Genomic DNA, 13451 nt, shown 5'->3' on the forward strand with positions numbered 1-13451 from the left:
GAATTATCCGGAAATCAATCGTAAGGATTGAATGGTGAATTACATTGATCAGCACCGGGGTTGCAGATATTGAATAAATAGATAAGAAGTGAGACAAGTTATTGCTTGTTATTCATAATCTCTAATTTAGACTAAGTAATTGAACAAAATAAAATCGTACTGCATTAATCTCCTAAACAGTTTTTAAGCTCTTGAATAAGACGTATGTTTTGACTCGATTTATATTTCAATATAAATCATAATTTAACCAACTCAATTGAGCTTGATTGATCAAGCGGCAACCCATGAATCAGAGGAAAATAGCTGTGGGGTTAACTAAGCACAGATGCCACCTGACCAAGTTATTAACTTGGCTAACCGAAAATAGTAAAATCAATAGCCTTTTACTATGGACGTTAGTTTTAGGATTCTTTTCCACTGGCGTTGAGGCTCAACCCGTTGTGCCAGCGAATGATGGAACAAATACTCAAGTAGACGCCAGTGGAAATAAATTCACGATTACTGGTGGTCAAACCTCTGGAGATGGTGCTAATCTTTTCCACAGTTTTAGTGAGTTTGGTTTAGACGCAAACCAGACAGCTAATTTTATAACGAATCCTGACATACAGACTATTTTATCCCGTGTAACTGGGGGAAATGCTTCGTTAATTAATGGATTAATTCAGGTAACGGGAGGTAATTCCCATCTATTTTTGATGAATCCGGCTGGGATTGTGTTTGGTCAAAATGCCCGGTTAGATGTACCTGCATCCTTTACGGCGACAACAGCGACGGGGATTGGGTTTGGGGAGAATTGGTTTAGTGCGATCGCATCCAATAATTATACCTCTCTTGTGGGTCAACCAGATGCTTTCAGGTTCAACACATCCCACCCTGGGGCGATTATCAATGGGGGTAATCTTGAGGTTGGCAAAGATTTAAGCTTAGTTGGCGGTACAGTAGTAAGTACAGGTAACTTGGAAGCCGCTAACGGACAGATTACTATTACCACAGTTCCCGGTGAGAGTACAGTCCGCCTCAGTCAACCTGGACATTTGCTGAGTTTAGAAGTTCCGGCAACAGAAACATCGATTACTCCCCTATCTTTACCGGAATTGCTGACAGGTTCGGTTGATGTTCCAGACGTTGGAGTCAATAGCAGTGGAACAGCAGAAATTTCAGCGTCTAGGATTCCGATTGAATCTGGAGATATTGTTGCCAAAAACGTTATTGCTGAGACAGCTACCTTAACTGCACAGCATAACCTAACTTTAGTTGAGAGTCAGTTGCAAACCACAGGTAACTTGAATTTATTGGCACAAGATACGGTGCGGGTTCGCGATAGCGTAACCAATTTTTTCCTTGCTCAAGCTGGAGGCAATCTTTATATTCAAGGAAATCATACCATTGATATATTGGCATTAAATCATCCCCAAACACCTTTTCAAAGTGGTGGCGATCTCAGTTTAGTCAGTGATGGAGATATTTCAGGCGATGCTCATTTTGCCAGTGGGGGACATTTCTCGATTCTCAATTTAGCTGGTAATCCTGGGAATTTTGTTAGTTATTTTGATCCGATTATTAGCGTTGATGGAGATGTTACGTTTGGTGATTATAATGGTGTAGCACTGAAGATAGAAGCGACAGGCAGTATTATCGGCGGGAATATCACAATTACTGGACCCGATACTAATTTTTCAGTTTCTGATCCTGATCGAGATATTCGACTCTTGGCTAGCTCTCCCTCCGTAATTTTGCGGGCAGGTTTAAACCCAGCAGATTTAAAGAATTCCCCCAATGTTCCCCAAAACGCTGGAAACACAAGTTTTGCCTCTACAGGAAGTCCATCGTCACCCGGAAATATTACCGTTAAGAATATCACGACGTCTAATTCTGTACCGACAACTAATGCTGGTTCTGTAATATTAAATGCTACTGGTGATATTACTATCGATGGCACTATTAATACAAGTGATCAAAGTTTAGGCAATGCGGGTAATGTAGATTTATCTGCCGCTGGCAACATTTTGGTAAACAACATAGTTACTAACGACCAGAATGATGGCAATGCAGGTTCGGTAACCTTATTGAGTTCTCGGAACATTACTATCAATAATGGTATAAATACAAATGACAATGGTTCTGGGAATGCTGGTTCGATACTGTTGAAGGCTGATTCAGGTAATATCATTATCGGCAATATATCTGTAAATAGACCTGGGAATATATCCACAAGTGAAGATGATTCTGGGAATAGCGGTTCTGTAGAATTATCCGCTTCGGGCGATATTAATATCAACGGTACTATAGATGTTTCTCAAAGGGGAGAGGGTGAGTTAGGTAGTATAAACTTGAGCGCTGAGGGTAGCATTCGATATAACAATATCATTCCCGGAGAGCAGGAACTGAGAAATCAAGGTCTGTTTACGAGAACCGAAAATGCAGTTATTCCTGATCCGGGAACTGATCCAGAAACTCCTCCAATTACGAATCCGGGAACTGATCTAGAAACTCCTCCAATTACGAATCCGGAAACCAATCCTCTGATTAATCCAGTTGCTATAATATCTCCCGATCTTGATAATGACACTGATTTGCAGATTGCTCCTGAGGAACTTATTTCTGGTGGTGAGGAAGAGTCTCCAATTCTCACTTACGAAAGAACTCCTTCTCTGAACCCAGAAGATAATTTAGAGAATCCCGAAAACCCTCCTTCCCTAAGCCCGGAAGATAATCGGAATAATTCCAGCGATACAAGTCTCTCTGAACCGACAAATCAACTGAATAATCCCAGCAATCCTAGTCCTAGCGAAACCAATAGAAATCCATCCGTCTCCACTGAAACCCCCTCCAATGAAACGAATAGCAATTCATCCACACCCACTAATAACTCATCCAGCGAAGCCTCATCACCCGCTTCTTCTGATGACTCGTCTCTCCAATCCGTTGACGCTTCAGAGGAAAACTTTACTCGACAATTTGTAGACTATTTAGGCTTACCCACTGATATCCCCTTAGTTACTCTCGCCCAAAGCCGGAATATTCTTAGCAATATTGAGAAGACGACAGGAGTTAAATCTTCACTGCTTTATATCAGTTTTGTCCCGCCGGATAGTTCTAATCAAACCGAAAACCCATCATCGTCAAGCCAAACTTCTCCTACCAAAACCCGTAATCCTGAAGACCAATTAGAATTACTCCTGGTTACAGCTAATGGATTACCCATTCGCAAACGAATCCCTGAAATTACTCGCCAACAAGTTCTCAACGTTGCGGATCAGTTTCGCTTAGAAGTCACCAATATTCGCAGTCGTAAAGGCTACATTGCTCCGGGGAAACAACTTTATGATTGGCTAGTGGCTCCCATGGGCGATGAACTGCAAGCCCTCGGTATCGAAAACGTCACCTTCCTAGTAGACTACGGCTTACGATCTATTCCTATAGCGGCTCTTTACGATGGTCAACAGTTTTTGATTGAGAAATACAGTGTTGGTTTAATGCCGAGTTTAAGCCTAGTTAATCCGAACTACGCCCCCATTGAAAACCTAGATGTTTTAGCAATGGGAGCCGCACAATTTACGGATCAAAAACCTTTACCTGCTGTTCCGTTAGAATTATCAGCTATTACCCAATCGCTGTGGCAAGGGAAATCTTTTCTTAACGAGACGTTTACTCTAGAAAATCTCAAAGCGCAACGTCAGCAGCAACCTTTTGGTATTATCCACTTAGCCACTCATGCTAATTTCCAATCGGGAGAACCGAATAACTCGTATATCCAACTTTGGGACAGGAAGCTGCGACTCAATCAATTACCTCAATTAGACTGGAATAATCCTCCCGTTGAACTCTTAGTTCTCAGTGCTTGTCGCACGGCGTTGGGGAATGAGGAAGCCGAATTAGGGTTTGCTGGATTAGCGGTTCAAGCGGGCGCAAAATCAGCCGTAGGCAGTTTATGGTATGTCAGTGATGAGGGAACGTTAGGATTAATGACCCAACTCTATCAAACCCTCAAACAAGCTCCGATTAAAGCAGAAGCACTGCGACAAACTCAACTGGCAATGTTAGAGGGACAAGTCTATGTCAAAGGGGGACAACTGATTGCAGGTGATAAGTCAGTTCCGTTACCTCCTGAATTAGCCAGATTAGGAGATGGTAACTTTGAACATCCTTATTACTGGAGTGCGTTCACTATGGTTGGTAGTCCTTGGTAATTTGTTGCCATTTGTCATTTGTCATTCGTTATTCGTCATTTGTCATTCGTCATTTGGTCGGGGCGGGTTTTGCAGCCAAGCTAGGGATAACAATTAATATTAGTCCCTAAACCCGCCCCTACAGACAGATGCTTGTGTCATCACGTTTGGAACATGACTCCCCCAGCTTCTCCAGCTTCCCCAGCACCTCCTATCTAGCAGAATCCCCATCGACAAGAGGTTCGTCGATAGAAGTGCAACCGTCCCACACCCAGATATAATCCATAGGGTTTTTCTCCTGCCGGAAAAGCGGTGACACCAAATAAATAAACCCCGCCCCAATAGGGATTATGCTGTGGCTGAAGACCAATAGTAAATGTGTTTCCTGGAGCAATCGGTTCGGCAAAACTAACAGAAACCGTTTTGGTTTCATCATCTCTGGTCACCGATTGTAACGGCAATTGTTCGCCTTTATTTCGAGCGGTTCCGGTAAAGGCTAAAGTATCATCAAGTCGAAAACCGATAGTTTCGCTTCCTTCCCGTTGACTAATCGTCACCTTCTGTAAGGGTTCACCCGCATTCTCTGGAAGTTCTAGGGTGAAATAATATTTAGCCCCCCATACTCTCACATGGTCAAATGTGGTGAACGCATTAATCAAGCGCGGTGATTTTTCAAAGGAAACGGTACCATCGGCTTGCTGTACAGCATGAATCGGGGCAATTGGCATTCCCCAGAGACTCGCTGTACTCAGGGTTAGGGCTAATACAGTGGAAACACGCATAACTCCATGTTTGCCCAACTACTGCCATGGGCTACTTACTGTTTATGGTATTCGACATTACAAATCTGGGGGTTGATCGCGGTTCGTCAATTCCGAGGGAGGGCGATCGCTACTCCAAGCCCACCACACTTTACCACACTGGCATTGATAGAACTCTTGCCACTTTTTACGATAATCTTCAGTCAGGACTGGCGATTGTCGATTAATCCAAACCCGTTGGGCTTCCATCGAAGAAGCATGACAGGTGGGACAGCAGAACTCTAAGGCATGAGTGGCTGATTTTGTCCATTGCGGTGGAAATGGGGTAAAAGCGTCCATAGTCTATCGCTAGGTTTTAGCTTGAGGGGAGAGTCTGGGCTGGACAATCTCCTGTGCCTATTTTAGGGGTTTCCCTGCCCAGGCGTTTTGCATTTTAAGGCAGGCATGAGATAGTTGGGACAATACATGTTTTAACTTTATCCTATAAATCCTCTAAGTTTTGAGTCCCTCGGCTGATGAATCCAGAGCCAGAAATTCGCCGCTTGCGTGATCTAATGCCCGCCTCTGGGCGAATGCTGACCAAAATTATCAGTAAACCGCAACAGACGGCGGTGATTGAAACTCCTTTCCCGATGCCTTGGTTGAGAGATCGTCCAATCTACATTAACTTTGATCTGTGGCGTCGCTTACCTAGAGCGCAACGGGATATGCTGCTCCTGAGTACCGTGAGTTGGTTGCTGAATATCAGGTGGTTTAAGCCCGATTTATATCAAGGCGTTGTCATTGCCGGATTGTTAGGGGGAATGGTGGAATTTGTGCAAGGCGATGCGGTGGGTGTTGTCGTGGCGACGGGATTGAGTGCGATCGCGGGGAGTCAAATTTGGCGCAGCACTCGCAGTTGTCAAACTCACTTAGATGCGGATACCGATGCGCTCAACGTTGCTTTGCGGCGTGGCTATACCGAAACAGAAGCGGCGCAGCATCTATTAGCAGCGATTGAATCCGTGGCTGAGATGGAAGGGCGACTGAGTTTAAACTTTACCGAATTAATTCGCTCTCAAAACTTGCGGGCGATCGCGGGTATTTCTCCTGTGGGGGTTCCGGAGAGTGTGAGACAGAATAGTTAGGCGTTGCTGAATAAGTGTTGTGGTGAGGGAAAGCTGGGGAAGCTGGGGAAGCTGGGGAAGAAAACAGCTTACGTTGTACTCGCGCAAGCGAGAAGCAAGCTATGTCATTCGTTATTCGTCTTATGGTCGGGGCGGGTTTTGCAGCCAAGCTAGGGATAACAATCAATATTAGCCCTAAACCCACCCCTACAACTCAACACTCACCCACCTAGGGGATGTTAAGTTTTGATAACCTTGGGCATCCTGTTGATGGAAGCTGATTGTTTTGAGTCATGAAATCTTGAATATTAGTTACGGTGAAGATTTAATTTTGTCCATATTTCCTGGGAATCCGCAGCGTTTCTGGCGATATCTGATCACAGTTGCTCTAGTCGCGATCGCTTATATGGGTAGCGCTCAGTTTACCTTGTCTTGGCTGGGATTGGGCGCTGAGGCGTCTCCCGTGTGGCCCAGTGCGGGGATTGCTCTGGCTGTCCTTTTTTTGCAGGGAAAACGGCTGTGGGTTGGTGTGGCGATTGGTGCATTTTGGCTCAATCTGTCTCTGGGAGCCTCATTTTTGGTGTCTCTGGGTTCGGTAATCGGCTGCACGTTACAAGCTGTTGTCGGTGCGATGGGATTACGTTGCCTAAATTTTAACCCGACGTTAGAACGCCTCAAGGATGCTTATGTTCTAATTATCTTCGGCGCGATCATTGCCCCCTCAATTAATGCCACCATTAGTACAGTTGTGAATTGCTGGGTGGGTTTCATGCCATGGCATCAATTTGGACTGAATTGGGGAACGCTTTGGTTAGGAGACAGTATGGGAATCTTAGTGTTTACCCCCTTACTGCTATTAATGGTTCAGGACTCTCCTCAGCGAATTTTTCCGCCAAATTATCTACCTCAACAGATTTTAGAAGCCGTCCTGTGCTGGAGTTTACTGGGGGTATTGAGTTGGCTAGTTTTCCAGTCTCGAACTACCTTTGCTCTCTCCGACTATCCCCTGGAATATTTACCCTTTCCCTTTGTCGTTTGGGCGGCGCTGCGATTTCGGGTGTGGGGTGCGGTTCTTGCCAGTTTAATCGTTTCGGGAATGGCAATTGGCGGTGTCCTCCAGGGGATCGGACCCTTTGTGGTGAAAACGGGAAGTACCCTAGGGGCAATTCTACTGCTACAAACGTTTATGGCAGTGGTAACAATAACCGCTTTAGTTTTAGCCGCCGCCATGTCAGAGCGTCAACAGGCAGAACATCAACTCCGGGCTACCTTAGAACGCGATCGCTTGTTAGCCGAGATTGCCCTGCGGATTCGTCAATCCTTGGATTTAGACCAGATTTTGCAAACCACTGTTGTGGAAGTGCGGCAATTATTACAGGCAGATCGTGTCTATATCAGTTATCTAGATGAAAATAACCACAGTAAAATTGCTGCCGAATCTGTTGCCTGTGCTTATAAATCTCTGTTGGGATGGAAAGCCTCAGAGAAACTGTTACAGGAAACCCAAGAATTATTTGCCCAGCGTCAAATTTTAATCCGGGATAATACGGAACGGGTTAATGTAACGCCCTATCTCAAAGACTTTTATCGGCACTACCAGATTAAAGCTACCCTGGCAATTCCATTAATTCTCGATGATCAACTATTTGGACTCTTGGCAGTTCATCAATGCCACCGTTCCCGTCATTGGCAATCCTTTGAGGTGGATTGGTTAAGACGATTAGCGGTTCAAGTCACTATTGCCATTCAACAAGCTCAACTGTACCAACAAGTCCAAGGGCTTAATAGTAACCTGGAAAGTCAAGTGGCGGAACGTACCCTGCAACTTGAGGAAAAAATGCAGGAATTGCAACGGCTTTACGAACTCAAAGATGTGTTTTTACAAGCGGTATCTCATGATCTACGAACATCAATGATGGGCTTAATTCTGATGTTGAAGGGAACCCAAAACTGTTCTGGTGAAACCGTTGCCCTGCCACGCCGAATTCTGGATCGGCTGATTGAAAATAGCGATCGCCAATTGACGTTGATCAATGCCTTATCTGAAGACCATTTTAACCAAGGGCGGAAAATAGAACTCCACTGTCAACCTTTATGCTTAAATGAACTCCTCAGCCAAATTCTGGCTGATTTACAGCCGTTATTCAGCAGTAACCACGCTCAATTAACGACGGTTATTCCCCAAACCTTACCCCCGGTTAAAGCTGATCCGACTCAACTGCGGTGTGTTTTCCAGCATCTATTGACGAATGCCCTTAAACACAATCTACCGGGGGTTAAGATTACGCTGACAGTAAGGGTTGAGAGGGATATGCTTCATTGTGCGATCGCGGATAATGGGGTAGGGATGAGCAAACAGCAGTGCGATCGGCTTTTTAAGCTTTATGTTCGGGGATTGCACTCTCAACACTTAACCGGAATTGGTTTAGGCTTATATTTATGTCGGCAAATTATTAATGCTCACGGGGGACAAATTCGTGTTACCAGTGTGCCAACAGAAGGATCAACCTTTAACTTTTCACTTCCTTTCTATAGGGGTAACGTGGGTATTGCGTAAGGTGGCTCAACGGCTTGATTTAGCGTTAATACTGAGTCACATCATCACGTTAAGCCGCAAAACAGCTTAAAGGCTGGATGCATATATTTTTGTAAAAAATGAAATCTTTTTTTGACAGAATGATTGGGATGTAGTGTAAGATTTGGAGAGCAATCGCCTAAATGCTCCTGTTGGCAAAGTCGAAAAAACCTATTCCCCAACCCCCCTTGGAGCTTTCTGCGCCATCGTCAGGAACCCCACGGCTATAAGCCGGGGGCTTGGAAGGAATTTAGCCCAAACCTGACCAGCCTAAGACCTGCGCGGTCTACGTTACGCCTAAGTGTTCAAGTCCTACCTTGGGGTGCGTGCCAGCTCCAAGCTCTAGAACCGGAAAGTTAAACAACTTTAAGGGGTTAAAGCAGTGCTTTCTGGAAAGTACCGAGGCGCAACATTGGCGAGGCAAACGTTACCCCGTTTCCGGGAGGGGCGCAAGCCCAACCAAAACAGCCCCATGCGTACAGACTAAAAGCACGAGTCTGTAATTGCCCAGACGAAAGGTGAATGCAATACGTCGAATGTCGTTAGTAAGTCCAAGGCGGTGGGGTTTAAATTGCAGCCGTGTACACGGGAAAGATGGTTACCAATATTGCTTCAGTTGAAGCCCTGTCGGGCTGTGTTCCGTGCAAGGGGGTTCCTTCCTCCCCATACATACATAAATGACAGGGGTTTCCATCCGCCCCCTTCCCAACCCGATTTTCTGATGAACATCCCCACTGCCCTAGTCAATGAACTCAAGCTCTACCTCAAACACCGAACCGACAATGGTGATCTAGAAGCGAAAACCTTATTGACTCAAATCGAACAATTTACGAACTCACCCACAGCCGCAGAGGAACAAGCCTTCTATTCCCAACCGCCAGAGGGATTAGAGGTAGGATGTTAATAATGCCGTCATTTGTCATTTGTCCTTTGTTAGAGCCAGTTTTCCCGACAGATATTCAGCATCCGCTGATCATTCTCACTCAGTTGACCCACAGGTTGATACTGATCAAGCTTAACGGTGTAGGGATAGGTTAAGGATTCGTAAGTGCGATCGAGATTAAGCTGGCTCCCCGCCGCCGCTACCGAGGTTTGTTGCTGATTCTCAATAGTATGAGCTAAAGCTGTTTGATCGTAGGGGTTGACAACTCGGAGATTCATCTGTTTAGATTCTAGAGTGCCATGAAAACAGCTAAATTCAGAGTGAGGTAAGTAAAGTGCCCCAACTAGCTGTCCTTCATTGGCTTGAAATACAATATACTCTTGACCAATCTGATTCGGTTGAGACGATTGACCGTAAAGGTATGTGCCATCTGGGATTGAAGTGACTGAAGCGGATACAGTAGATGGATTCGTTTCCCCTGTAGAGTCCACGGCTTGCTTGAGTTGTTGAGCGACGGCGATGGGTCTACTAGAGACATTCATTGTTAGTCCTACTGTGAGCAGTAACCCGGTTAGGGGTAAACGCCAAGAAAAAGACGGTTGACGTTGGGACTGAAAAAACTCAATGACTCGGCTAATCACCGTGGTTACCTCCTTTAAAATAATATCGAAACACCCTTAAAAAATCTGGAATTTTAGTACACAGTTGGTAGCCGCCCTAATTTGTTAAAGTAGATTTAAGCTAAAGTAGACGTTAGCAGGCATCCTTACTTTCTATCTAACCGTGAACCTGTTTCTGGTTTGCGCTGCCTTTATCCGGTTTCTCAACCGTCACAGTTCGCACGGGCAAAATTACGTGGGTTTGTAATTGGATTGAAGTATTCACCTCTCTCTAGTTAAACAATAATGGATGATGCTTAAGTGGCGATTCCCTCGAAGGAATGAAAGTTAACTCACCCAGCAGAATGTTTTTCTACGGACGCAGTATTTTCAGGATCTTCAATCGCTAGTCTGGGGATTGCCTAAAAACTTAATATTTTTTTACAAAAAAAGTGGTAGCGAATTGTGCTACCACTTCGATGGAATGTCGCAAACTTGGACGTTCACAAACAGCCTCTGAACCCGTTTTAACGGGTTTAAGCTTTGAGCCAGAACTTTAGTTCTTGGCTAAACTTGTCGTAGGGGATGCCAACGTTTAGGGCGCTAAAGCGCAACTACAAACCAACTAACTGGCGATGTATTCCCGCACTGTGGCATGGCGTCGTCTGAGTTGGGCTAAAGCTTGATGCTCTAACTGGCGTACCCGCTCGCGACTGAGATTGAGTCTCTGTCCAACTTTTGCCAGAGATAGTTCATTCCCATCTTCTAAGCCAAAGCGCAGTGCTAAGACTTCCCGTTGTTGGGGGGTTAATTCTGCCAGGAGATTATCTAAATCTTGACGCAGGGATTCCTGGGTGGTGTAATGAACCGGAGTTGGTCCACTATCTTCCAACAGATCAGATAATTCTGTATCTTGGTTATCCCCCACTCGCACATCTAAGGATACGGGTTGACGAGCGATGCTCAAATATTCGCGAATTTGGGCAGGTTCTAACTCCAACTCTTGACCAATCTCAGTTGGTGTGGCGTTACGCCCCAATCTCTGAGACAGTTCCCGTTGAACCTTTTTGATCTTATTCAGCTTTTCGGTAATGTGAATCGGTAACCGAATCGCACGGGCTTGTTGGGCAATGGCGCGAGTAATGGCTTGACGAATCCACCAGTACGCATAAGTAGAGAACTTATACCCTCGCGTGGGATCAAATTTCTCCACGCCTCGCTCTAATCCCAGGGTGCCTTCCTGAATCAAATCCAGGAATTCCATGTTACGCTTCTGATACTTTTTCGCGATCGCTACCACTAGGCGCAGATTCGCTTCGATCATTTTACGCTTAGCTCGCGTTCCCTGGTTTATAATTTTCTTAAGGGCTGATTCCTCTAAATCAACGTGATCTGCCCACTCCTGCATCGTCGGTTCGCGCTCTAAGGTTTCCGCTAAGGCATCTTTTGCCTCCAAGAGCGGCATCATCTGCTGCACTTGCTTACCATAGACAATTTCTTGCTCATGGGTCAGTAGTGGCACGCGACCGATTTCATGCAGATAGGTGCGAACCATATCTGCCGAAAATGTGGGCTTGGTCGTTTTGGGTTTGGTGTTAACAGTGGGCATCTGTGAGTAGTGACTCCGTAAACGAGCAATAAATCTGTCGCGGATTTTGACCTCAAAAGCAAAAGCTATAGCCATCTCTCACCTTGAGGATACGTGCGCGAAGCGGTTGTTTACATCTACTAAAAGATGTATAGACTCCTACCTGTATTGAGTTGGGCAGGAGATCGAACCGTAGATCAGGAGTTAAAGCGATTGACTCAGTTAATTGTCTCTTCGTTGATTCTGCGGCGTTTCCTAGCTTACTAACTCTGGGCTTACTAACTCTGGGCTAGGAACAAGGCGAATGCGAAGTCATTATGAGTTTGCCTTAACTCTATAGTATTACACCTTTAGACGACGGTAAAGAGGTAAAGGTTCAACATTTCGGAAAAATCATCCGGCTGTGGCATCTGCTACTTTTCCTCCTGACACCGACAGGGTTCAACAGGTTGGCATTCTCTCCTAGTTACTATCATCGCCTAAAACACCGAGAAACGGATAGAGTTTAATCGGGGAAATAACCGAACTGATTTGGGGATAGATATCCTCCCAACCCCCTAGTCTGGCACGATGCCTTTTTCGTTAACGAGGACGGTTGACGAGGTGAGGAGGTGAGCCAGGACAGAGTCCCAGGAGATGAAACGCCCCTAATTTTATAGCACTAGGCTCTAAGGTTAGGAGAAAAGAAGAAAAATTTAAATCCCTCAATCCCTTGATGAGTCAGTGTTTTTCTTCACTATTCCATAAGACACACCGAGCGTGTTACCGAGCGTGTTACTGAGCGAAGCCGAAGTAAGCCGAGGTAAGCGTTCGACTGAGCGCTCACGCCGAAGTCCGAGGTGTTGCCTATTGCAAGAAAGCCTAGCGCGTAGCGCTATATCAGGTTCATTAATCCTTTTTCCCTATTCTCCCCATCCATCCAATACCAAATATTCCTCCACCCTGTCGAGATGGAAGAGTTTTTTGGGCGCAACTCGATAATCATGAATCATAGCAGGAGTGAAGCCTAAATCCAAGCCTCTATGTCAGAATATTATCATTTGCTGCTTCTTTGTCCTTTGTATTACTTTTGTTCTAAGAACAAAAACTCACAACTCTCAGGCAACACTCTAGGAACTACGTTCCAGAGACGTTCCCACCACACAAGCCCGCTCTAACGTCGCACCATTTACATTGACATCATCGAGTTCAGCACAAAGCAAATTCGCTCCCGTTAAATTTGCCCCTCCCAGATTCGCCCCGCGCAAATCCGCTTCCTCAAAATTGGCGTCACACAAGCTAGCACCTTGTAAATCCGCTTGCGATAAATCCGCCCCCTTCAGATTAGCACTGTTGAGATTCGCCCCCCGCAGATCAGCGCCTCGAAAATCGACGCCCTGGAGGTTGACTCCCATAAGATTCGCGCCACTCAAAAAGGCTCCAGCAAAGGATACCTGTGTCAAATTCGCGCCCATTAAATTTGCGCCTCGGAGATTGCTCCCGCGCAAATCCGCCCCAGTTAAGTTGGCTTGCATCAGATTAGCGCCCAAACAATTTGCCCGCACATCAGCCGACACCAATTGAGCGCACAGCAGTTTAGCGCCATCAAGACGAGCACCGTTGAGATTCGCTCTCGACAAATTCGTACCCACCAGACTAGCGCCTGCCAAATTAATCTGTTCCAGTTGGCTCCCCGACAAATCTTCGTCGTCTAGATTAGCACCTGAGAGCTGCTTGATTTTTCCTGCGCGAATTGCTTCGATTTCCATCAATTTTCCTGCGTGACTTAAA

9 protein-coding genes are annotated in these 13451 nt (G+C 45.5%); 4 read left to right on the plus strand and 5 right to left on the minus strand.

The genetic code is table 11. The features are described 5' to 3' along the window. The first annotated feature begins 305 nt into the window (after window positions 1-305). The gene (locus RIG66_RS07210) at window positions 306-4190 is read left to right on the plus strand and encodes a CHAT domain-containing protein (RefSeq protein ID WP_446376581.1); all 3885 of its coding nucleotides are present in this window, start codon (window positions 306-308) and stop codon (window positions 4188-4190) included. A 194-nt stretch (window positions 4191-4384) separates the two neighbouring features. Here the strand turns inward: RIG66_RS07210 and RIG66_RS07215 are convergent, their stop codons facing one another. Both RIG66_RS07215 and RIG66_RS07220 read right to left on the minus strand, forming a co-directional pair. Next, complete coding sequence (locus RIG66_RS07215) at window positions 4385-4951, minus strand: DUF2808 domain-containing protein (RefSeq protein ID WP_446376583.1); 567 nt, start codon at window positions 4949-4951, stop codon at window positions 4385-4387. 57 nt (window positions 4952-5008) lie between these two features. Continuing rightward, window positions 5009-5269 carry a hypothetical protein gene (locus RIG66_RS07220; RefSeq protein WP_446376585.1) on the minus strand — a complete coding sequence of 87 codons (261 nt, stop codon included), beginning with the start codon at window positions 5267-5269 and terminating at the stop codon, window positions 5009-5011. A 176-nt stretch (window positions 5270-5445) separates the two neighbouring features. Here RIG66_RS07220 and RIG66_RS07225 point away from each other — a divergent pair, with 176 nt between their 5' ends. From RIG66_RS07225 to RIG66_RS07235, 3 genes are all read left to right on the plus strand, one after another. After that, a complete protein-coding gene (locus RIG66_RS07225; protein WP_446376587.1) occupies window positions 5446-6057 on the plus strand; it encodes a DUF3318 domain-containing protein in 612 nt (203 codons plus the stop codon). Window positions 6058-6322: 265 nt separating this feature from the next. Beyond that, window positions 6323-8593: an MASE1 domain-containing protein gene (locus tag RIG66_RS07230; RefSeq protein ID WP_446376589.1), complete on the plus strand. Its 2271-nt coding sequence runs from the start codon at window positions 6323-6325 to the stop codon at window positions 8591-8593. 739 nt (window positions 8594-9332) lie between these two features. Then, window positions 9333-9515: a hypothetical protein gene (locus RIG66_RS07235; RefSeq protein WP_446373289.1), complete on the plus strand. Its 183-nt coding sequence runs from the start codon at window positions 9333-9335 to the stop codon at window positions 9513-9515. Window positions 9516-9544: 29 nt separating this feature from the next. On the opposite strand, the gene RIG66_RS07240 is transcribed toward RIG66_RS07235, so the two are convergent. The 3 genes from RIG66_RS07240 to RIG66_RS07250 all read right to left on the minus strand — a co-directional run bounded on the left by RIG66_RS07240 (window position 9545) and on the right by RIG66_RS07250 (window position 13429). Beyond that, window positions 9545-10135 carry a hypothetical protein gene (locus RIG66_RS07240; protein WP_446376592.1) on the minus strand — a complete coding sequence of 197 codons (591 nt, stop codon included), beginning with the start codon at window positions 10133-10135 and terminating at the stop codon, window positions 9545-9547. Window positions 10136-10718: 583 nt separating this feature from the next. Beyond that, entirely contained in the window at window positions 10719-11702 is a 984-nt protein-coding gene (locus RIG66_RS07245; protein ID WP_044210092.1) for an RNA polymerase sigma factor, RpoD/SigA family, read from the minus strand. 1088 nt (window positions 11703-12790) lie between these two features. Further along, the gene (locus RIG66_RS07250; RefSeq protein WP_446376594.1) at window positions 12791-13429 is read right to left on the minus strand and encodes a pentapeptide repeat-containing protein; all 639 of its coding nucleotides are present in this window, start codon (window positions 13427-13429) and stop codon (window positions 12791-12793) included. Between the last annotated feature and the right edge of the window lie 22 nt (window positions 13430-13451).

This window comes from Coleofasciculus sp. E2-BRE-01 (genome assembly GCF_040221695.1).
Lineage (GTDB): Bacteria > Cyanobacteriota > Cyanobacteriia > Cyanobacteriales > Coleofasciculaceae > Coleofasciculus.